21 protein-coding genes and 1 other annotated feature are annotated in these 21,675 nt (G+C 34.7%); of the genes, 8 read left to right on the top strand and 13 right to left on the bottom strand.

Going from position 1 to position 21,675, the window contains the following annotated elements; all coding sequences use genetic code 11:
* The 3 genes from EVI01_RS11645 to EVI01_RS11635 form a co-directional block, all read right to left on the bottom strand.
* Positions 1-1,137: phage tail tip lysozyme (locus EVI01_RS11645; protein WP_261766398.1), on the bottom strand; the 1,137-nt coding region annotated here is incomplete at its 3' end.
* Between the two features lie 142 nt (positions 1,138-1,279).
* The gene (bacL2, locus tag EVI01_RS11640; protein WP_010750590.1) at positions 1,280-1,942 is read right to left on the bottom strand and encodes a BacL2 family protein; all 663 of its coding nucleotides are present in this window, start codon (positions 1,940-1,942) and stop codon (positions 1,280-1,282) included.
* Between the two features lie 104 nt (positions 1,943-2,046).
* On the bottom strand, positions 2,047-2,418 hold the full coding sequence (locus EVI01_RS11635) for a phage holin family protein (protein WP_010750591.1): 372 nt from the start codon (positions 2,416-2,418) through the stop codon (positions 2,047-2,049).
* 304 nt (positions 2,419-2,722) lie between these two features.
* Between EVI01_RS11635 and EVI01_RS11630 the strand changes: the two genes are divergently transcribed.
* Positions 2,723-3,475, top strand: a complete 753-nt coding sequence (locus tag EVI01_RS11630) for a YdeJ family lipoprotein (RefSeq protein ID WP_010750592.1) — start codon at positions 2,723-2,725, stop codon at positions 3,473-3,475.
* A 244-nt stretch (positions 3,476-3,719) separates the two neighbouring features.
* Here EVI01_RS11630 and EVI01_RS11625 read toward each other — a convergent pair whose 3' ends face one another.
* The 3 genes from EVI01_RS11625 to EVI01_RS11615 form a co-directional block, all read right to left on the bottom strand.
* Positions 3,720-5,540, bottom strand: coding sequence for a DUF3329 domain-containing protein (locus EVI01_RS11625; protein WP_010750593.1), 1,821 nt, complete (start codon positions 5,538-5,540; stop codon positions 3,720-3,722).
* A 521-nt stretch (positions 5,541-6,061) separates the two neighbouring features.
* The gene (locus EVI01_RS11620) at positions 6,062-7,972 is read right to left on the bottom strand and encodes a beta-glucoside-specific PTS transporter subunit IIABC (protein ID WP_010750594.1); all 1,911 of its coding nucleotides are present in this window, start codon (positions 7,970-7,972) and stop codon (positions 6,062-6,064) included.
* 103 nt (positions 7,973-8,075) lie between these two features.
* Positions 8,076-8,900 carry a PRD domain-containing protein gene (locus EVI01_RS11615; RefSeq protein ID WP_010750595.1) on the bottom strand — a complete coding sequence of 275 codons (825 nt, stop codon included), beginning with the start codon at positions 8,898-8,900 and terminating at the stop codon, positions 8,076-8,078.
* A 339-nt stretch (positions 8,901-9,239) separates the two neighbouring features.
* Between EVI01_RS11615 and EVI01_RS11610 the strand changes: the two genes are divergently transcribed.
* The gene (locus EVI01_RS11610; RefSeq protein ID WP_010750596.1) at positions 9,240-9,545 is read left to right on the top strand and encodes a YjgN family protein; all 306 of its coding nucleotides are present in this window, start codon (positions 9,240-9,242) and stop codon (positions 9,543-9,545) included.
* A 630-nt stretch (positions 9,546-10,175) separates the two neighbouring features.
* Here EVI01_RS11610 and relB read toward each other — a convergent pair.
* Positions 10,176-10,352: a type II toxin-antitoxin system RelB family antitoxin gene (gene relB, locus EVI01_RS13915; protein ID WP_244150182.1), complete on the bottom strand. Its 177-nt coding sequence runs from the start codon at positions 10,350-10,352 to the stop codon at positions 10,176-10,178.
* Positions 10,353-10,701: 349 nt separating this feature from the next.
* Complete coding sequence (locus EVI01_RS11595; protein WP_081630618.1) at positions 10,702-11,619, bottom strand: Abi family protein; 918 nt, start codon at positions 11,617-11,619, stop codon at positions 10,702-10,704.
* Between the two features lie 666 nt (positions 11,620-12,285).
* On the opposite strand from EVI01_RS11595, the gene EVI01_RS14155 reads away from it, so the two are divergent.
* Positions 12,286-12,468: a tyrosine-type recombinase/integrase gene (locus EVI01_RS14155; protein WP_025480612.1), complete on the top strand. Its 183-nt coding sequence runs from the start codon at positions 12,286-12,288 to the stop codon at positions 12,466-12,468.
* Between the two features lie 61 nt (positions 12,469-12,529).
* On the opposite strand, the gene rplT is transcribed toward EVI01_RS14155, so the two are convergent.
* The 3 genes from rplT to infC all read right to left on the bottom strand — a co-directional run bounded on the left by rplT (position 12,530) and on the right by infC (position 13,740).
* Positions 12,530-12,892 carry a 50S ribosomal protein L20 gene (gene rplT, locus EVI01_RS11585; protein ID WP_010750598.1) on the bottom strand — a complete coding sequence of 121 codons (363 nt, stop codon included), beginning with the start codon at positions 12,890-12,892 and terminating at the stop codon, positions 12,530-12,532.
* A gap of 51 nt (positions 12,893-12,943) precedes the next feature.
* Entirely contained in the window at positions 12,944-13,144 is a 201-nt protein-coding gene (gene rpmI, locus EVI01_RS11580; protein ID WP_010750599.1) for a 50S ribosomal protein L35, read from the bottom strand.
* Positions 13,145-13,215: 71 nt separating this feature from the next.
* On the bottom strand, positions 13,216-13,740 hold the full coding sequence (infC, locus tag EVI01_RS11575) for a translation initiation factor IF-3 (RefSeq protein WP_010750600.1): 525 nt from the start codon (positions 13,738-13,740) through the stop codon (positions 13,216-13,218).
* A gap of 44 nt (positions 13,741-13,784) precedes the next feature.
* Positions 13,785-13,911: a sequence feature (ribosomal protein L20 leader region), on the bottom strand.
* Between the two features lie 284 nt (positions 13,912-14,195).
* On the opposite strand from infC, the gene EVI01_RS11570 reads away from it, so the two are divergent.
* Positions 14,196-15,563, top strand: a complete 1,368-nt coding sequence (locus tag EVI01_RS11570) for a lytic polysaccharide monooxygenase (RefSeq protein ID WP_010750601.1) — start codon at positions 14,196-14,198, stop codon at positions 15,561-15,563.
* Between the two features lie 46 nt (positions 15,564-15,609).
* Here the strand turns inward: EVI01_RS11570 and EVI01_RS11565 are convergent, their stop codons facing one another.
* Complete coding sequence (locus tag EVI01_RS11565) at positions 15,610-16,515, bottom strand: magnesium transporter CorA family protein (RefSeq protein WP_010750602.1); 906 nt, start codon at positions 16,513-16,515, stop codon at positions 15,610-15,612.
* Between the two features lie 90 nt (positions 16,516-16,605).
* Entirely contained in the window at positions 16,606-17,262 is a 657-nt protein-coding gene (locus EVI01_RS11560; RefSeq protein ID WP_025480613.1) for a deoxynucleoside kinase, read from the bottom strand.
* A 314-nt stretch (positions 17,263-17,576) separates the two neighbouring features.
* Between EVI01_RS11560 and mvk the strand changes: the two genes are divergently transcribed.
* From mvk to fni, 4 genes are read left to right on the top strand one after another with little or no spacing between them, the layout of a single operon-like run.
* The gene (mvk, locus tag EVI01_RS11555; RefSeq protein WP_010750604.1) at positions 17,577-18,524 is read left to right on the top strand and encodes a mevalonate kinase; all 948 of its coding nucleotides are present in this window, start codon (positions 17,577-17,579) and stop codon (positions 18,522-18,524) included.
* Complete coding sequence (mvaD, locus tag EVI01_RS11550; protein WP_010750605.1) at positions 18,517-19,494, top strand: diphosphomevalonate decarboxylase; 978 nt, start codon at positions 18,517-18,519, stop codon at positions 19,492-19,494. Before mvk ends, mvaD begins: the two co-directional genes overlap by 8 nt.
* A 12-nt stretch (positions 19,495-19,506) precedes the next feature.
* Positions 19,507-20,592 carry a phosphomevalonate kinase gene (locus EVI01_RS11545; RefSeq protein WP_010750606.1) on the top strand — a complete coding sequence of 362 codons (1,086 nt, stop codon included), beginning with the start codon at positions 19,507-19,509 and terminating at the stop codon, positions 20,590-20,592.
* Positions 20,589-21,635: a type 2 isopentenyl-diphosphate Delta-isomerase gene (gene fni / locus EVI01_RS11540; RefSeq protein ID WP_010750607.1), complete on the top strand. Its 1,047-nt coding sequence runs from the start codon at positions 20,589-20,591 to the stop codon at positions 21,633-21,635. Before EVI01_RS11545 ends, fni begins: the two co-directional genes overlap by 4 nt.
* Positions 21,636-21,675 lie beyond the last annotated feature (40 nt).

Genomic DNA, 21,675 nt, shown 5'->3' with positions numbered 1-21,675 from the left:
CGTCCCTGAATCTACCTTGATATAAAGCATATCATGTTGATTTCTTGGTAATCCTGCAAAACCATAAGCATCCGTATCATTAAAGTTCGTGATTTCACTTAACCACGTTCCACCGAGTACCCGCAAACAATAATGAACGTTTGTCGTAAATGATGGGAGAGTTGGCTGAATAGATTGGATGTTATCAGTGGGATAGTTTGAGGTGTCAGAAGGTCTCCAAACCTCATAATAATTAAATCCATCTTCGGCTAAATAATTGGCATCTAATCTTAAATCCTGAATAGCTGTATTGTCTGCACCTTTCGTATAGTAACATGTGGATGTAATATACTTTCCACCGCCACTAACGACACCTGTATGCCCGCCGTCGTTTCCAGAAACCGCCATCGAATTTCCTTTAGACAAAAGGATAATATCTTCATCTTGAATCTGGTTCAACGTAGCTCCGCTGGCATTCCCTACTAAAACAAGTTGATAGCCACATCTTGCAAGATACCCCCCTAAGGTAACTGTACTATAAAGATAATCATAAGGAATACCTGTTGCTTCACTGACTGCTACAGTAATACTTCCCGAACAATCGGCTGTACCATCTGCACCATTTCGAGAGCCATACATATTATAAGTAAGGTGATTTCTATGTTTAGTGAACCAATCAATGACTTTTCCCCTCGAAGTAGGATTTATAGTTAGATTACTCAGTTCATTGTACCAGTATCTTGCCTGTTGAGCTCTGGCTGGTTGATTAAGATTTTCTGGAATCTCATAATATCGAAGAAATAGATTGGCTAGTTCTTCAGGTGTTTGATTACTCGTTTTGAATTGTTGAAAAGTCATAGATGGACATATAAATTGTTGGTTATTTGCTACTTCCCATTCTATTCGTTTACACTGGGAAATAACCTCTTTATAGTCTAACCCTTTTGTGTTTGCCCAATCAATATATTTAGTTGCTGGCGTCCACTGAACTAATCCATATCCTCCAGTCATATTTCCTACAATATCATTTTGCCATCTATCCGCAATAATACTACTTTCGGATTGCATATTACCTAACAAAGCTGCAACTGCATTTTTCGACCAACCTTGACCGACTAAATAATTCCAAATTGTTTTTGCTGTTTCAAGTTGTCCCATATTCTTTATTTCCTCCTGTTAATTATTTTTTTAAGACTAATTGTTTTCTATGATTGCGAACGCTTCCTTTTAATGTTATCTACAATTATTCATCTCCACTTTTTCTCATAAAAATTTCTTTTCAGCTTTTAATTCGAATCACTTAGATATGTCGGAGTTTTTCATCATTTGTGACAGGAAAAAGAAAAAAATTTTCGCTTTCCAAATATATTTTGAATTTTCGTTTCATTCGCTCGATTTTTTTCCGCATACGTGCATTGTATTCTTCAAAAAATAAATAGCTAACAGCTTCGGCACAAGAATAACCTTCTATTATCAAAGAAAAAAACTGGGCATCGTCAGGCGCTATCCTTTGATATTTAGTTAATATATCCTTGATTATTAGTGTGCCTTCATCCAAAAAAGTGGGATTAAAAAGATGATTGAACTCATCAATTGTTTGCCAGCGGCCACTAGCATAAGTGACTCCGTTTTTATCTGTGGTTTTGCCTGATTTTTTCTTATATAAACGCCAAACATTTTTCTCTGCAATAAACAGACAGTATAAAAATATATTTTTGAAATTTAAGTCTGCTTGATCAGCCTTTCGAGAATCTTCAATCGCTTGCCAAGATGAAAACAAGTAGGCGCTATAAAAATCTTCAAATGGAATGTGGATACCTGCATTCTTAGCTAAATAGTGCGAATATTCTGCCATTTTTTTCAAATAAGGAATAAAGTTCAATAAAATAGTTTCTAAATCTTCTTCATTTTGATTTTCTACGTAAACTTTTACTTCACTGATTCGTTCTGTCCAAAAATCCATATTACCCACTCCAGTCATTCTTTTGGAAGATTATGTCGTAAAATAAATAACATTTGTGACAAGGAAAAGAAGATTTTTTTCATTTCTTTTCGTTATTTAATTATCTAGAGTGGTTTTCTCATTTTTTCTTCAATCATTTTTAATACTGATCGAAAATAATCGGTAACTTCTGTTTCTGCAATATTTTCAAGAATACTTCCAATCTCGGTAAAAATTAGACAAGTCGTAAACACTTTGACCAATGTAAACTCCAAATGAATCCCATTTTGTCTCAGAACAAAATCAACGATTCCTGTAAGAATCAACAATACAAAATGGCTAAGTTTTTTCCAAAGTCCACGCCAGCTTAATGCGTAATACCAAGTATGATTCGCCTTTGCTTTGAGCCAACCGGTCATAAGATCTAAAAGAACCAATAGAAAGAAGCTATGAACCAATGCTTGATCGGTGGCAAATACTTTTGTCAAAGCAGTCATTTCTCCCCACCTCCTTTTTCTTCATCATCGCCTGTTCTATCATTGCTTTTCCTCCTTTCTTTAAAGTTTTGTCGCAGCTTTTCGTATACACCTAGATATGTCGGTCATTTATTTTATTTGTGACAAAAAAACGAGTATATGAAGTAAATCACTCTACATACTCGCTTAATTTTTAATTTTCGTGTCATTCTTTTCATATTTAAATAACTTCATAACAAAATTAGCTTTCCTTCTTTATTAGGCAGAGGTATAATTAATCAAAAAAATTTGTTCCTTTATTTTTTAATCATTGGAGGTTAATTTCATGAAAAAAAGTATACTCTTTTTGCTCCCTCTCGTATTTTTGATTGCTGGTTGCGAACAAAAAAGTACAAGCCAGTCAACATCTGAATCAACCGTTACTAAAACTACCACTTCTCATGAAACCACAACAGACAGTAAAGAAAATAGTAAATCAACTGATTCTACAAAGAAAAACAGTGAAACTACTTCTCAAAATAGTAACTCTTCCACCTTTTCATCCACTGCTCTGTCGTCAACTATGCTCTCAACTATCAGTAATGAAAATTCTACTTCTGTAAGTGTGTCGTCAAGTCCACAAATGAGCGAATCAACAGATAACTCAACTAATTTATTAAGCAATTATTCTGATCTGCAAATCGAATATGCGAGAGTTTGGTTAGCTGTGATGGGAACACATTATAAACAATGGCTAGCTGATCCAAGTACAGGTTTTGAGTTGCATGTCTCAAAATCTCCAGCGGGTACACCTGTTGATACTTATGATCCAGGAAGTGTCGTATTTCCTACTGAAACGGTGACACTTAGCGGAGGTGTTGGTTTTCAAGGTTTAGTCGTCTATTCTAGCAATCATAACGGAACAATAACCCAATATCAGGTTCCTTCACACTGGCAACATGATGAAACTTCCGATCATCCTGAACTAGTTAAAGAAAAAACTCAAAAGATACTAGATGAAGCTTCTACAATTAGTATTCCTACCAACAATCCAGAAGATATCAAACAACTTATTGATGTAATGTTAATCGATAATTAAATAATAAAAAAAGAAAGAGCTAAATTCCTTGATTCTTATTAGTGAATTGCTCCTTCTTTAAATAGGAAAACACTTTACTATTTGTTGATAAAAAACAGTAAATGCCATTATTGGGTTCATTTCTAAATTTTGTAAAGTTCATTCTATTTCTTTTCCCAAAAATGGTTAACCATAATAAAACATCTCATAACTTGGATATAATCCAGATTATGAGATGTTTTCTATTTTACTCTATTTACAATCATTACCTTGAAAGAATCATTTGATCATTCTCTACATGAATGTTGACAGCATCTAATAACTTGCCGTCTTTCGATAAAACAGCAATGTTTATTCCTGTCGTGTTTCTGCCAGCATTGACTTCACCAACTTTTATTTTTGCGAATTGCTGCTCTTCATAAGGAGTGAAACTAGAAACCACTGAAATGTTTTTTCCATTAATTACTTGAGTGAACAAGTTATAGTTTTCATTTTGTGCGAATTGTGTTTCTTTCCCTACTATACGGATTCCAACAAAATTCCAATCTTGAGAAAGTTGATCGGTCTTAAATGTTGGGAAAAGCTCCTTGATCTTTTCAGCTAACAGTTGATTCATTTGTCTATTACTACCTGCTCCTGAAAGAAGGATGGTTTGGTTTGCTTGTCTTAGTTTTTCAAAATAAGTGGATACATCCCAAGTATTCATTAATTCGGCATCACCGTGTTGATAAATATTTTTCCAAGTGTCTTTTGGCACAGAACGAATCGACTCTAAACCAAAATATTTCGCGTTCGCTCGATTTACTTGAGCTGATGCATCCACTCGAACATGAGAAAGTCCGCTGGAATAAGCTGTGTGCCCCGTACTGTTATAGATCGTAAAGTCAGCTATCACAGGATTTACATTCCCTTGTTTTTTCTGCTCTTTCACATATTGATATTGCTGATGAATGTCTCGATAAGAAAGAATCATATCATTCATCCCCAAAGCAAAAGTAAATAAAAATTGAGTGATAAGTACAGCACTAATCACACCGTAAAAAACACCTGAAAAAGATTTTATCACTTGATCAGGCCACTCAAACGCCATAGCTATAATAATAAATAAAACCCCACCAAAAAATGAACGTCCCCAATCAAGTCCGGCTGGTGAAAGAGACAGAACATAAATTGTCGCAATACCTGCAAAAAGATAAATATACGATAGCTTTAACCATTCTTTGTGTCGCTGTAAAAATAGACTCAATACAATGAGGATCGCCATTAATATGAAAAGAGACAAACTATGTTCATATAATGTTTTTGTGATCGAAAAAACACCGGAATACAATTTACGTGGCAATGACCATTGGCTACGAGCAAAATAAGCCGCTCGTTGTGCATTCCCAGGGGCTGTTACCATCATCCATAAGCCAAAAACTGCTCCCAGTATCCCAGTAAACATCCATGGTTTAAACGGCTTTTTCTTTTGATAGTAAAAATAGAGATAGCCTAAGACAATCAGAATCATCCCGCCTGATGTGTTTTCATTACACCAACCAGCCAAAATTCCCAAAAGAGTAACCAATATACTATTTATGACCGGATGAAAAGGCAACTCTTTCTCATTTTCATAATAGCGATGGTAAATAAATAGAAAACTCGTAACAATTATACCACCCCATAAATAATTAGCCGCTCCCGTTTCCCATAAAATGGTTTGACCAAATGCTGGCAAGAATAACCATAAAAATAGGTTAATCAAAAAATATTTAAATGTATAAAAAATAGTATCATCTTTCGTAGTCATCTTATAAATCAATAAAGCCAATAATACATAAATCAATGGATTGACTAGGTTAAACACTGTTTTTGGCATTAGTAAAAAGAGACGTGCAATGATATGAACCACTGATCTTCCCGTCCATGTCATATATTGTGTGTATTCATCATGCAGAATAGTTGAAAAACTAGTGGTTTTATACATGTATTCAATGTCATCTGCAATGAGGGGCGTTAAAAAATTCAACACAACCATAACAAGATACGTAGCTAAAATCGCCAATATTTTTTTGTTTCTAATCACGCTTTCTTTTATTTGTTTCACTTCACTCCTACTTTCTTTTCAGCTTGATACAAAAAAGCATATTGTTATTTACAAAAGAAATTATATCATTTTTTTAAATAAACGCCATTTTTGCCAACTAATCAACTTACTAAAAAGAACACCACTGAATTGATGGGGTTCTTTTTTGGTGAACATGTATTTGAGTTATAAAACTAACTGGCTGAATAGAACCATCGGGTAAAACTATGTGCTTTTTCACTAACTAAAAATTAGACACTGGTTGGATGATTGCTTTGCTTCTTTCAACCAATCAATGTCTATTACAGTGAAAAATTAAAAATAGAATGGTCAAATGGTTCTAGTTGTCCCAACATACGGTGCATAAAATTATAACAACCTGTATGCCATTCGCACCAAGCAGGCATACAAGTTTACTCTCTTATAAAATTGACCAAATGCTGTCGTTTTTCTCCTCAACCTTTGAAATTTGGATGTTTTCATCTAGTCGTTTTCATAAATTGCCATAATTAGATAAATAAGCTCACGAAAAATATCAATCATTATCGCACGCATCCTTTCATAATAACTAATACATGGTCTTTGACGTTTCCCATCACATCTAAATATTTTTTTGTATTTGACACAACAATTGGTGTATCAATCGAATAACCTGCTGCTTGAATCGCTTTTTCGTCAAATTCTAGTAATAGTTGACCTTTCTTGATGATATCTTTTTGCTTCACTTTTGGTTCAAAGTATTTCCCTTCTAAATTAACTGTTTCTATTCCAATATGGATCAATAACTCAATACCATCTACTGATTTCAATTCAATGGCATGATTTGTTGGGAATAATGTTTCAACGGTGCCATCAAACGGAGCATACACTCTCCCTAAATTAGGTTGAACAGCTAACCCTTTTCCTAATATTCCAGTAGAAAACACGGTATCATTGACAGCTGATAAGGGAATAACTTTACCGATAATTGGTAGTGGAATGACTATTTCTGTTAATAAACCAGCTTTTTTAGATTCTGCTTTTTTCTTTTCATGGTCTTTTTTTTCTTGTTCTTTTCGGTCTTCTTTTGGATCATATAAGAAGGTGAACGTTAAGCAAAAGGACAAAATAAATGCGGTTACGATCGCAAAAATATATCCATAAAATCCCTGACTAATCCCTGTGTCAGGGCTAATATAATTTGGTAAACTAAAAATACCTATACCCCCAATGGTGAACATCTTTGTTCTAAAAGCACCTAAAATTGCTCCACCAATAGAAGCTGATATCAACGTAGCAATAAATGGTTTCTTTCGTGGCAAAGTAATTCCGTATAACGATGGTTCAGAAATACCAACTAGACTAGAAATAAAAGCTGGGATGCCAATTGCTCGAACAGACGTGTTACGAGATTTTATGATTACCGCCAGCACAGCTCCAGCAGTAGCAAATGGAGTTGCTAATCCTAAAACCATCACAGGATCGTAACCTAACACGCTAATGTTATTAATGGCAATCGGAATAATTCCCCAATGTAAGCTACACATTACTAAAACTTGCCAACAAGCTCCTATGACAAAGCCTGCAACAATTGAATTAAAATGATAAATTGTCAAAATACCTGTTCCTAACAATTTACCTGTCCAAGTAGCTATAGGTCCAATTACAATAAAAGTTAAGGGAATCATGACTAATATTGTCAAAAAAGGAATAAAAAAATTTTTTAATAACCTAGGAATCCCTCGGTCTAAAGCTTTTTCCAATTTACTACCAAAATAAGTTGCAATGACGATTGGGATAATGCTTGCTTCATAATTCATCAAGATAACTGGCATTCCTAAAAAAGTAAGATAGACAGGAGATTCTAAAATTGTGCCAGAAAACAATGTATATAAAGGCTTTGTGTTCGCTGTCATCCCAGCAATTGTGGGATAAACTAATGCTGCTCCCAAGGCCATGCCGACAAATGGATTTAATTTGAATTTCTTTGCTGCTGTATAGCCTAAAAAGATAGGGAAAAAATAAAAGAAACAATCACCTGCCGCTTGCAAAATAACGTAAGTCCCTGAAGTATTGGTCATCCACCCTAACGATACAAATAAAATATTCAGCCCTTTAATCATTCCTGTTGCAACTAATAATCCTATCACTGGAGTAAAAATACCAGAAATAATATCAATAAAATTATTTAATAATCCTTTCTTTTTTAACACCTCTAATTCTTTGGATAATCCCACCAATTCAATGAATTCCTTATATACGTCTGGTACATGATTACCGATAATCACTTGGTACTGTCCCCCACTTTGAACAACAGCCACCACGTCAGGTAATCCCTTTAATTTTGCTATATTTATTTTTCCTTCATCTTTTAAAGTGAAACGTAAACGAGTAAGACAATGAGTTAAGCCCAGGATGTTCCTTTTCCCTCCAACCCCATTTAAAATTTCTTTTACTAATTTTTCGTAGGTCATTTTTTTCTTCCTTTCTATTTTTTCAATAAAAAAAAGCAAGACAAACAAAAACTTTCAATACTAAAAGTTTCTGTCAGTCTTGCCTGCATTACCAGTAACAACCCTAATCGTTCGCTATTAATTTTTGAATATGCAAAGTTAAGTACAGTTGTTCATCCTCATCTAAAGTCAAATTAAGATATTCTTCCACTAATCGCATAGTCTGAAATGCTTGTTGATATTGGTCTTTTACATAAATTAACAGTGGATTTGGTTTTGCGTTAATTTCCCAACGATTTAAACGCTGAAAGAAAAAACGCAGATGCGTAACGAATCGATCATAAGCTAACGAGTCTTCATTGATCATTCGCTTATTTGACAAGCGTATAATAGCAATAATATCACGAATTTTTTTAACCACATTTCTTGCATCAATTGTTTGTATCCCGTCTTCATTGATCTGTGCATTGATGAGATGCAACGCAATATTACCAGCTTCTTCGTCATCTAATGTAACATTCATTTTTTTGTCAATTAATGGCAATACTTGTTTTCCTATTTCAAACTCTTTCAGATAACTTTTTTTAATTTCCCATGACAAGCGGTTATGTATACATATTCCTTTTCTATAAAGTCTCATTAAATGAAAGAGGTGATCTGTCAAAGACATATAAAGCATTTCACTTAACTTATAATCCAATTTCTCTTGTGCTAATCGGATGATATCATCTGTTAACGAAAAATAATTCATTGGTATAGAAGTTATTAATCTTTCAAATCGCTGATGCGACGATTTTTCTTTTAATACAAAAATTTTTTCAATTTTACTTTCATCTGCTACTAAGCCAGGCTTCATTTTAAAACCTAAACCAGTGCCAATCCATATAAAATCTTGTCCATTTTTTCCGACTAAAACAGCATTGTTGTTAAGTATCTTTTTAATCTTCAAGCCTAGTCACCTCCTCGAATCTTAGAAAAACAGGCATACTTAACTACAAGCATCAAAAACACACTTGCTGTTAGGTATAGCCTGCTCTCCCAGTAACTACCCATTTAATTTGATGCAAGTATAAATGATATCAAATCACATGGCAAGTGTTGTTCTTTTGATACTATTTATTTTAGCAAAAAACAAAAGATTTTTTTATTTTTTTCCGAAAATAAGATTTTTTTGAAAAAAACAAGAGAGAATAAAAATTACAATTAAAAAGCCGTGTAATAGCCTGTCTTCGTCTCATTAACGAGAGTATTAACAAATATATTTTAACAAAAAAAAGAATGATTAAAAATGAAAAATTCATATTTTGACGGAGGTTTGACCACTTATATCGGAACTTTTATTTTAGCAACTTTAATTGCAGTTTGTACACTAGGTATCTGTACTCCGTGGGGGATTTGTTTGTTATACAACTGGAAAGTAAAACATACCGTTATAAATGGAAAAAGATTATATTTTGATGGAACTGCAATGCAATTATTCGGAAATTGGATAAAATGGTTCTTTCTAACTATTATAACTATTGGAATATATGGTTTTTGGCTAAACATTAAATTAGAACAATGGAAAGTGAAACATACTCACATACTAGCATAATAAAAAACTAGTCTCCACAGCTAGTTAAAAAGGCGCAGTTAAGTTGGTGAAACAACATTTTTTTGATTAGTTAGCAGTTCAGCTACTCTACAGATTCCATAGAATTTTATACAGATCATTAAACAATGATAAATACGTATTTACACTTAAAATATTCTATATAAGTTAATCAAGTTTATATACTTTCTGGATCAGTTACCGGTGAAAAGATAAAACGATCAATCGAAATTTCTGAGTAAAAAAATTCGGCTAATGAGGCACTTACTTGTACATGGTTTACACTAAAGCTACAGACCTTTGCACAAACAATTCAACACGCAAATAAATATAAGAAAAGGACAACTCATCTATTAGAGTTACCTTTTCTTATATATCTCTCACCGATAACCAATTTCAATAATCAATATTGTAATCGTGTGGTTATTTATATCAGCAATCAATCGATAATCACCAACTCTCGCCATTGGCCACTTTTATTTCCAAATTACCCTTTACTATGAACCCTTAGATTATTCGTCCCTTCTAAGTGCTTAGATATCCACACTAAAATCAATCTAGCTCGCTGATTATCCATTTTCTTCAAAGCCTTTTGAGCCTTTTTTCCGTACCGAACTATGTACCTTGTTTCTATCATGCTCCCAGCTCTCGTAACATCTCTTGATGAGAACTACTTTCATCTTGTTTTTTGCGTGTTTCCATAGCTTTTTCGCATAAATTCATGTCAATTTGATCTTCTAAACTTTCAAGCAACTTTGTCCTTGCTAATTTAGAAAGAGATAACCCGTTTAAATCTGTCCTGCTTTGAATAAAAGCTTTTATGCATCAGTCACTCTAAAAGTTACTGTACTCACCTTCATACTCTCCTTAAGTGTACATTTGTTCCATGAATTACATTCTTTTATTTTTGAGTAGAATAATAAACACTGATATAACATCATCTATTATAATTCACCTTGTTTTATTTCTATTTTTCAAAATAAAAAAGCTTACTAGAAATTAACAGGAACAAATCTCTAGTAAACTTTTTTATATTATGCCATAACGCCTAATTCACAAAATTTCTTTTGCTCCTTAGTACGCAGTGTCTATGGGCTATAACCGACACCTTTCCTTTGTATATTTATCATAGCATAAGGAAATGACTTTGGGAAGAATTTTAGATGATGTTTAATGATTTAGATAAAAACAAAAAAATGTTTTTCATTTTATTATGTTTTGAATAATGCTTTTTATTCAATTTTGCACGATAAATAAAGCTTTTAATCTCTTTTCTTCTGGCAAAAATCATTTTTTCACTTTCAATGTATTCTTTATATAAAATAATCAGGCAAAAAATATCGTGAATTTTAGTGTGTTCAAGCAAATTATTGTATAGTGAAATTTCTTTCCTGCTAACGTTCTTATTAATTTGATATTTTGTAAGAAATCCTTTTATATTGGAAGAAACAACGAGACCACCTGAGTGACTTTTATTCGCAATATTCATTAATATCGGGCGATTATGGGAAGAAGCGTTTCGGATACGTTTTATCATTATCAGTAATTCCTCAGCTGTTTTATAATAAGCATAATTGTTTTTCTGTGTATCAACATAAAACTCTATAAAATCTATCAATTGTCCAAAATTCAGCTTTTCTATTAAGACCCATACCGGAACAGAAGTACTATTAAAATATTTCTGTGATATTTGATAATCATAATCATTAGGGTCAGATACATTATAAATTGTTCTTTTTAAAATTGACTTATAATTAACATTTCTGTAATTTTGTCCATAAAGTTGTCTCATTTGTTGTTGTTTTAAATTAAATTTAGCTCTCCCAAAGGAATCAAATTCATTGACGATAGCATATCCATCTTCAGTACTATTTGTTATATCTTTAATTAAGTTCTTTTTTAAACTGTGTTCTATATCTAAACACAATTTATTAAATAGATGCCTCATCCTCATATCTATTATCGATAAATCATATAAATGAAAAAAATCTACATCAATATACTTATCGTTGTTATCTTTTCTAAAGTTTCTCTTATAACAAGTAATTTTATAATAGAAATTTGTATTTTCAAGTATATTCTGTGCTTCAGTAACTGATAAAATATCACAGCTAATATTTTTATCAGCTATTAAATATGTGAGTTAGTCAGATAAATTTAATTTCATAATTTTCCCCAATCAATATTATTATCAAGAAAATTATACATTATCCTTTGAAAACCCACAATTAAATATCTTTATAACTCATGGTTGCCCTATATGCTTTCTCTTAATTTCCAGTGCCTATCCATTTAAAATCTGCAAATCGTTAAAATCTGCAATTTTTCATCAATAAGTGTACTTCCTGTATCCAAGGTTTTTGTCACAACAAAATAAGACCATCATATCAACCTGAAAATTGTTGATACAACTTTTATGTAAGTTTTTTTGTTTATCGGTAAAAAATCTTAATTTAAATCAGTAAGAAGAATTTTCAAATTTTTTTACTAAAAAGGAACAAAACCCTAATTCACCTACCGAAAACACAGGTTGGTTTTAGAAAAATAAGTTTAGACAATACCAAATGAGAAGCTCTAAAATATGGCGTGAAAAACATGCAATAAAATTTGATTTATCTAAAATAAGCCCTCATCAGATTATTTTTTCTAATTATAAGAATACGTATCTCGAATCAGGTATAACCAAAGTATGATTTTTAGCATTTCAGTGGCTATATAGGAAAAAACTGGTAAAGAAATCCAAATGTACGTTTTTAGACATACACATGCAAGTCTATTATACAAAGCAAATATCCCAATTAAAGAAACTCAAGAAAGAATTGGTCACTCTAACGTGAAAACGACACTGAACATTTACACTTACTTATCCAAAGACCAAAGAGATAAAACTGCTAATCATTTTGCTGAGTTTATGAATGAAATATAACAAAATGAAAAATAAAAAACCCACTAGCTAGAGTGGGTTCGGGGTATTCAAAAGTTACCTATTACTTGTTTTCTAGGGCTTTTGAGGCTTGGTCAGCTAATGCAGTAAATGCTGCTGCATCGTTTACAGCCAAGTCAGCTAACATTTTACGGTTGATGTCGATTTCAGCTAATTTCAAACCGTGCATTAATTTTGAGTAGCTTAAGCCATTCATACGAGCCGCTGCATTGATACGAGCGATCCACAATTTGCGGAAGTCGCGTTTCTTTTGACGACGATCGCGATATGCGTAGTTGTATGAATTCATTACTTGTTCTTTTGCTGTTTTAAATAAAGTGTGTTTTGAGCCGTAATAACCTTTTGCTAATTTAAGCACTTTTTTACGACGTTTACGAGTGACTGTTCCACCTTTAACACGTGCCATGTTTAATTCCTCCTAAATAAATCTTCTTCTTGAAATTATTATTTGCGTTGTTTATTTCATTCCTGCTAGTTGTTGACGAATACGTTTGAAATCGCCACTAGAAACCATGCTTGCTTTACGCAATTGACGGCGTTGTTTTTTTGTTTTACCGTGGAAACGGTGACTTGTAAACGCACGGAAACGTTTTAATCCGCCTTTACCAGTACGTTTGAAACGTTTTGCTGATCCGCGGTGTGTTTTTTGTTTTGGCATGACTATATTTCCTCCTCAAAATCTTTCGTTATCCGACTATCGACTGTCCAACAGCCAGTTAGTCATTCAAATTACTTACTGTCGTTTTTCGGTGCCAGCGTCAAGAACATGCTGCGTCCGTCCATTTTCGCTTTTTGTTCCACTGTGGCAATATCCGCAGTTTCTTCGGCTAAGCGATCTAAGACTTTTTGACCAATTTCTTTGTGGGTAATGGCACGGCCTTTGAAGCGGATAGAAGCTTTTACTTTATCGCCCTTCTCTAAGAACTTACGTGCATTACGAAGTTTTGTATTGAAGTCATTTACGTCAATCGTTGGACTTAAACGAACTTCTTTTACATTGATCACTTTTTGTTTTTTACGCGCCTCGCGGTCTTTCTTTTGTTGCTCGAAACGGTATTTTCCGTAGTCCATGATTCGCGCAACTGGTGGTTTCGCACTTGAGGCAACTAACACAAGGTCTAAGTTTGCTTGTTCTGCAATTCTTAATGCTTCTACTTTTGTTTTTACTCCTAATTGCTCACCGTCTGAACCGATCAATCGTAACTCACGTGCACGAATGCCGTCGTTAACCATCATATCCTTTGCTATGGTCATTCACCTCCAAATATTATGAGAGAAAGAAAAGCGTGCCGAATATTCGACAATAAAAAAAACGAGTTCTCTTACAGAACCCGCACGTCATTCACCTAATGACAATAGATGAAAACTATCTAGCCCAGTGACTGCATCAACTAAGGCGAGAAGCGGGTGCTTCTGCTTTTATTTCTCAACTTAGAAATTATAGCAAATCACTATCTATTTGTCAACCATTTATTTAAGTCGACTTTCCTCTTGCTTATTCATATTATTTAATAATTTACATAAAAGTTATTTTTAAAATAAAAAAACAAAAATTACCTAATGCTAGGTATTTATTGGTTAGCAAGAAAGTCGATTTTCTTGTTATGCTATATACAGATAATAATTATTACAACTTATGAATCATTACATCTTGTGAATCATTATAAACATCGATAATCGTTATCTAAAAAAACATTCGGAGGAATAAGATGAAAAAACAATTATTAACAACTTTGTTATGTTCTACTGCTATTTTTAGTACTTTAATGATCAATCAAACAAATGCTTCAGCTCACGGGTTTGTTGAATCACCCCCTAGCCGAGGCTATCAAGGTAGACTTGATCGGGATACTATTGGTTATGACGCAGCATTTGCAAAATATGGTAACGTCATCACAAATCAGCAATCTCTTGAAGCTAGAAAAGGGTTTCCACAAGCAGGACCTGCCGACGGAAGAATCGCTTCTGCTGAAGGAGGGTTAGGTCAAATTAATGATTTCGTCTTAGATAATCAAACAAGTAGTCGCTGGACTAAACAAGAAGTTACCCAAGGTCCTATGAATATTGTGTGGAACTATACCGCACCTCATTCAACGGCTAAATGGCACTACTATATTACGAAAGCAGATTGGAATCCAGATGCTCCATTGGCACGCGATAGTTTTGAATTAATCAGTACAATCGATCACGATGCCTCACCAGCAACAAATAATCCTAACCAACTTATTAATATCCCAAATGACCGACTAGGCTACCATGTGGTTTTAGCTGTCTGGGACATTGCAGATACACCAAATGCTTTTTATAACGTAATCGATGTCAATGTTAAAGGTTCAACTGGTCTACCAGTAGCGCCAACTGCTCCACAAAATGTTCGCACGACAAATGTAACTGCGTCTTCCGTTTCACTTGCTTGGAATGGCCAAGCCAACACAGCTTCTTATAATATCTACCGTGACGGTGTACTTGTAGGAAACTCAGTGAATGCTTCTTTTGAAGACAAAAACCTAAATGAAGAAACAACCTATCGTTATGAAATTGAAGCAGTCGGTCAAGGTGGATTAACTTCAAATAAAACAGCGATTTCTGTTACTACCACTGCGCAAGCTAGTGAAGAAAAACCAACAGCTCCTCAAAATTTGCATTCTATGGGAACAACAAGTAGTAGCGTATCATTAATGTGGGGACGTTCTTCACACACACAAGGAATTAAACAATACGATATTTATCGTGATGGCAAAAAAATCGCTTCAACTTCAAATGCTACTTACAACGATACAAACTTTTCAGCAAATACAACATATAGCTATACGGTTAAAGCAATCAGCAACTCAAATGAAGTATCTGATTTTAGTAACACTTTAAGAATCACAACCGCTGAAAAATCAGAAGGCGAAACAGAAGTAGAGGGCAGACAATGGCAATTAGGAAGCTTCTTTGCACCTCAAACATACACAGAAAATGAAGTAGTCGTTCATCAAGGAAAACGCTACACTACATTACAAACTCACGTGAACTATGGAGATAGTACTTGGGCTCCAGACCAAGCAGCAAGCTTATTCCGTGTAATTAAATAAAAAATGATAAAAAACTAGTTTACCTTAAAAAAGGTGAGCTAGTTTTTTAGCGAATCCTGCGCCATAATGCAACTAACATCCAAATAGACAAAACTAAGCTGATAATTAAAGCAATCCCCCATCCAAATACAGAATGAGTAAATGGTAATTGTAAATTCATGCCAAAGAATCCTGTCACAATCGTTGGTACAGTAAGAATCAATGACCATACAGTTAAAAATTTCATGGTGTCATTCAGATTGTTATTCAATAAGTTATTGTATGTTCCTGATAATTGATCCAAAATTTGCGAAGCAAGATTAGTCATCTCGACTGCTTGTTTTGCTTCAATCAGCGCATCATCTAACTGTTCTTTTTCTTTTTCCGTTAATTTACGATAAACGGCTAATGCTTTCATTTGCTCTAATAAAACGACATTTTGTTTTGTTCCTGTAACGAGGTAAACTAAGCCCACTTCTAAATCTGATAAAGCTAGTAAATTTTTATTGGTCGTCTTCTCTCTTAGTCGAACATTGAGGCGTTGCCTCTCACTATTGACTTCTTCAATAAGTGGGAAAAAAGAATCTGAAATCAAGAATAATGTTCGAAACAGCAAGCTATAAACTGAAATAGTTGGCTCTCTTTCTAGTAATGAATGAACCAAACGAACCGCATATTCTGTATGTTCCGTTGTAAATGTAAATAAACCATCATTTTTTAAAATAAACGCTACTGGACTCGTTTCATAATGATTTTCAGTTTTTTGCTGATGTGGAACATTCGTGACTAACAATAACGCTTCCTCTAAGTTATCATATTCCACGCGCGCTCGTTCGTTTTTATCAAGTGAATAAGTTAGCATCTCATCACTTATCCCATACTCTTCTTTTAAATTTTTTATCGCTATCATATCATTGCTTGGTACATTCATCCAAAAATTTTGTTCGTCATTAAAAAAATACTTCTCTCTCATCTCTATCTCCTCTCCTTTAGGTAGATCTAAGCATAAAAAAATGAACAGAAAATTCTTCCTGTCCATTCTATCATCTTCAACAAAGATTTATTAAACAATTACTTCTTGTCTGATTTCTGCTAATTTTTTTTCGATGATTTTTAGTACGGCCTCTTTTGCCTTGGCATCTTCGACAAAATTAAAGCGATCCCCATCGATTTGAATTTTAGGACTTTCGTTGTATTCCTCATACCATTGATCGTAGCGAAGATTTAATTCTTTATAATAATCATATAGCGATGGGTCAAAAGATAATTGTTCATAAGAACGTCCTCTTTTTTCAATTCGTTCAAGCATTGTATCAAATGAAACTCGAATGTGAACTAATAGATCAGGATGTTTTTTGTACGCAGCATGCGGAAGTTCTTCCATCATATTTGCCAGCAATTCGTCATACACGCGTACCTCAGTTTCAGTGGCTCTTCCTAGATCTGCATTCAAATGAAAAAGTAAGGAATCTTCATAAATAGAACGATCCAATACATTATTGTCCTCTTTCATTGCCTGTTTGATGCTTTCGAAACGTTTATTCAAAAAATAAATTTGCAATAAAAACGCATATTGTTCTGGATTGGCATAAAATAATGGGAGTACTTCATTGTCCTCAATTGACTCATAAAAGGCTTGACCTCCAAGGTGTTTTGCCATCATTTCCGTTAAACTTGATTTTCCCGCCCCAATGGTACCTGCTAAAACGATCACACTCATTAACCTCCAACTCACTTCATCACTAAATATTGTACCTATTTCCAATTCTTTTTTAATATACCCCCAATATCTGGTGGTGTCAAATAGAAATGAACCCAGAAATTTACAAATAAAAAATCAAAAAAATCTTAAGAAAAAAGTGTTTTTTCTCTAGAAAACGTATTCTTTATTTTACTTCTTGAACGGTTTTAGTAAAATAAAGATGAATTGTTTTTTTGAACTGACATGTTAAAAATTCTGTTCGTTAGCGCAAAGGATCCAGAGCGCTTTATTTTTTGCTCAAATGTTATGGGAATAAAAGAAGGAGTTAGATTATGGCAAATTATGGCCAAGGGGAATCAAATGGTAAAATTATTTTGATGGGTGAACACGCAGTAGTTTATGGAGAACCAGCGATTGCTTTTCCCTTTCATGCAGCAAAGGTAGTAGCTTCACTGAAAGAGTTACCTTCTTCATCCACGGACCAGCTTATTTCTTCCTACTATATAGGAAAATTAAGCCACGCCCCTCATGCGTTAAAAAATATCAAGCAGTTAGTGATCAAGTTAAAAAAAGAACATCAAATAAACGAAGCGATCCAATTGACGATCAACAGTACGATTCCTGCTGAGCGAGGAATGGGCTCAAGCGCAGCAGTCGCAACAGCTATCACTCGCGCATTTTACGATTATCTTAATCAACCACTTTCTCGAGAGCAACTCTTGACAAATGTTCAAGTTTCAGAAAAAATTGCCCATGGTAATCCTAGTGGCATCGATGCGGCTGCAACAAGCAGTTTAGAACCGATCTACTTTGTAAAAGGGCATCCTTTTGATTATTTTTCTTTAAATATTGACGCTTTTTTAATTGTTGCTGATACCGGCATTAAAGGACAAACAAGAGCAGCTGTCAAAGATGTCGATCATTTATTTGAAAAAAATCAGCAAAAAGTTGGACAAAAAATCCAACAACTAGGATACTTAACAAGACAATCAAAAAAAGCGATCATCGAAAATAACCCGCATTCTTTAGCTCAAGCAATGAATGAAGCCCAACAAACGTTGAGTGCCTTGACGATCAGTAATGATCTTTTAGATGAATTAATTGAAACAGCTAAAAACAATGGTGCTTTGGGTGCAAAACTCACTGGCGGAGGACGAGGTGGTTGCATGATTGCTCTGGCTCAAACAAAAACAATAGCCCAAGCAGTTAGCGATGCTCTTTTACAAGCAGGCGCCGCTGCGACTTGGATTCAAGGATTAGGAGTACATACCTATGTTTAAAGGTAAAGCACGCGCATACACAAACATTGCCCTTATCAAGTATTGGGGTAAACAAAATGAAACATTGATTCTTCCTATGAATAACAGTTTGTCATTGACACTGGACGCATTTTACACAGAGACTGAAGTGATATTTTCTGACACATTCAATGAAGATCAATTTTATTTAGATAATCAATTACAAGACAAAAAAGCCACAGCAAAAATTAGTGCGTTTTTAGATATTGCGAGAAAAAAAGCTAAGACAACGCAAAAAGCCAAAGTCATCAGTCATAATTTCGTTCCCACTGCTGCTGGTCTGGCTTCTTCTGCAAGTGGTTTAGCCGCTTTAGCAGGAGCTTGTAATCAAGCATTAAATTTAGAATTAGATGACCGAAGTTTATCCAGACTCGCACGTAGAGGATCTGGTTCGGCTTGTCGTAGTATTTTTGGCGGTTTCGTTGAATGGGAAAAAGGACAAGACGATGAGACCTCTTTTGCCAAACAGGTTCCTTCCGATGGTTTTGAAGAAAATTTAGCGATGGTTTTTTTGCTGTTAAATGAACAAAAAAAGGATGTTTCAAGCCGCGATGGTATGCGTAGAACAGTTGAAACTTCAAGCTTCTATCAAGGATGGCTAGATTCTGTAGAAGCAGACCTCACTCAATTAAAACGAGCCATCAAAACTAAAAACTTTCAACTTCTAGGCGAAACCATGGAACAAAACGGGTTAAAAATGCACGGAACAACATTAGCTGCTCATCCACCATTTACTTATTGGTCACCTGATAGTTTAAAAGCCATGCAAGCTGTTCGTGAGTTAAGAAACAATGGTGTGCCTTGTTACTTCACGATGGATGCTGGTCCTAATGTAAAAGTGCTGGTTCAAAAAGAACATCTGGCAACGGTACAACAAACCTTTGGTGACTTATTTAGTAGCCAACAAGTCATTTCCGCCTTTGCAGGACCAGGAATGACGATTATTGAATAAAGGGAGATTTTTATGATTGAAGTATCTGCACCAGGAAAACTTTATATTGCTGGGGAATACGCAGTTGTTGAAACCGGTCATCCGGCTGTTATCGTAGCCATTGATCAATTTGTCACAGTGACCGTGGAATCTGCACGAAAAGTAGGCAGCATCCAATCTGCTCAATATAGCGGTATGCCTATTCGCTGGACTCGTCGTAATGGAGAGCTAGTCTTTGATGTCCGAGAAAATCCATTTCATTATATTCTTGCAGCCATCCACTTAACTGAAAAATATGCCCAAGAAAAAAATATTTTACTTTCATTTTATGATTTAAAAGTAACGAGTGAATTGGATAGTTCCAATGGACGTAAATATGGACTAGGATCAAGTGGTGCAGTAACGGTAGCCACTGTTAAAGCCTTAAATATTTTTTATGCCTTGAATTTAACACAAATTGAGATTTTTAAAATTGCAGCGTTAGCCAATCTAGCTGTGCAAGATAATGGTTCTTGTGGGGATATCGCAGCCAGTTGTTACGGTGGATGGATTGCTTTTTCAACCTTTGATCATCATTGGTTGCAAGATCAAGAAAAACAGCATTCAATCGCCGAATTATTAAAAATGGACTGGCCAGGATTATCTATTGAATCCCTTCCAACACCAAAAGATCTTCGTTTACTCATTGGCTGGACCGGTAGCCCCGCCTCCACTTCTGATTTAGTCGATCAGGTTCATCGTTCACGAACAGAAAAGATGACTGCTTATCAGAAGTTCTTACAAGACAGTACCGTCTGTGTTCGTGAAATGATCAAAGGCTTTAAAGAAAATAATGTCAGTCTGATTCAATCAATGATCAGACAGAATCGAAAATTATTGCATGAGTTATCCGCTATCACCGGTGTATTGATTGAAACGCCGGCTTTAAATAAACTATGTAGTCTAGCAGAAGAATACGAAGGAGCCGCAAAATCTTCTGGAGCAGGTGGCGGTGACTGTGGTATCGTTATTGTGGATCAAAAATCAGGCATTTTGCCTTTAATGAGCGCTTGGGAGCAAGCAGAAATTACACCTTTACCATTGCACGTATACAGTAACCAACGAAAGGAAAAAGGATGAATCGAAAAGATGAACATGTCTCATTAGCCAAAGCATTTCATAACAAACAAAAAAATGAATTCGACACGATTCGAATCGTGCATACTCCTCTTCCACAAATGTCTGTCTCAGAGGTCACTCTTCAAACAACTGTGGCTGGCTTAAACTTAGCCTATCCCTTCTACATCAATGCGATGACTGGTGGAAGTGAAAAAACAAAAAAAATCAATCGTGATTTAGCGCTGATTGCTAAAGAAACGAATTTGATGATTGCAACAGGCTCGGTTAGTGCTGCATTAAAAGATCCTTCTTTAGCTGACACGTATACGATTATGCGTGAAGTCTACCCTGAAGGAAAAATACTTGCCAACATCGGTGCTGGCACATCTTTAGAACGAGCAAAAGAAGCCATTATGCTTTTTCATGCAGATGCACTACAAATCCATCTCAATGCACCGCAAGAACTAGTCATGCCAGAGGGTGATCGTGATTTTTCAAACTGGAAAGAATTAATCAAAACCATTAACAAAGAAATCCCTGTTCCTTTGATTGTAAAAGAAGTCGGATTCGGTATGACAAGAGAAACCATTGATACATTAGCAGAATTAGGCGTCCAAACAGTGGATATCAGTGGACGAAGCGGAACAAGCTTCACACAGATTGAAAACGCCCGTCGCACTAAAAGAGAACTGAATTATCTTTCAGATTGGGGACAATCCACCGTTACGTCTCTGTTAGAGGCAAATGAAGCCCAATACCAAGTAGAAATACTTGCTTCTGGGGGAATTCGCCATGCTTTTGATATTTTCAAAGCCCTTTGTCTTGGTGCAAAAGCAGTTGGCATTTCAGGAACAATTTTGACTTATCTGATGGATCATGGTGTAGAAGAAACCGTCCTATTAATCAAGCAATGGCAAGCTGAACTTCAACTGCTTTTTACCATGGTCGGAGCAAAAAACATTCAAGATTTACACCATCAATCATTAATCATTTCTGGTACAACCAAAGATTGGTGTGAAGCAAGAGGCATTTCTTTAACCAAATATGGAAACCGAAAGAATTGACCTTTTCATACAACGAAATGATAAAGAAAACCTTCAAAAA

Origin of the sequence: Enterococcus villorum (assembly GCF_007990225.1) — a bacterium.
Lineage (GTDB): Bacteria > Bacillota > Bacilli > Lactobacillales > Enterococcaceae > Enterococcus_B > Enterococcus_B villorum.
Note: the sequence above shows the minus strand (reverse complement) of the source record. Positions and strands in the feature narration are given on the sequence as shown.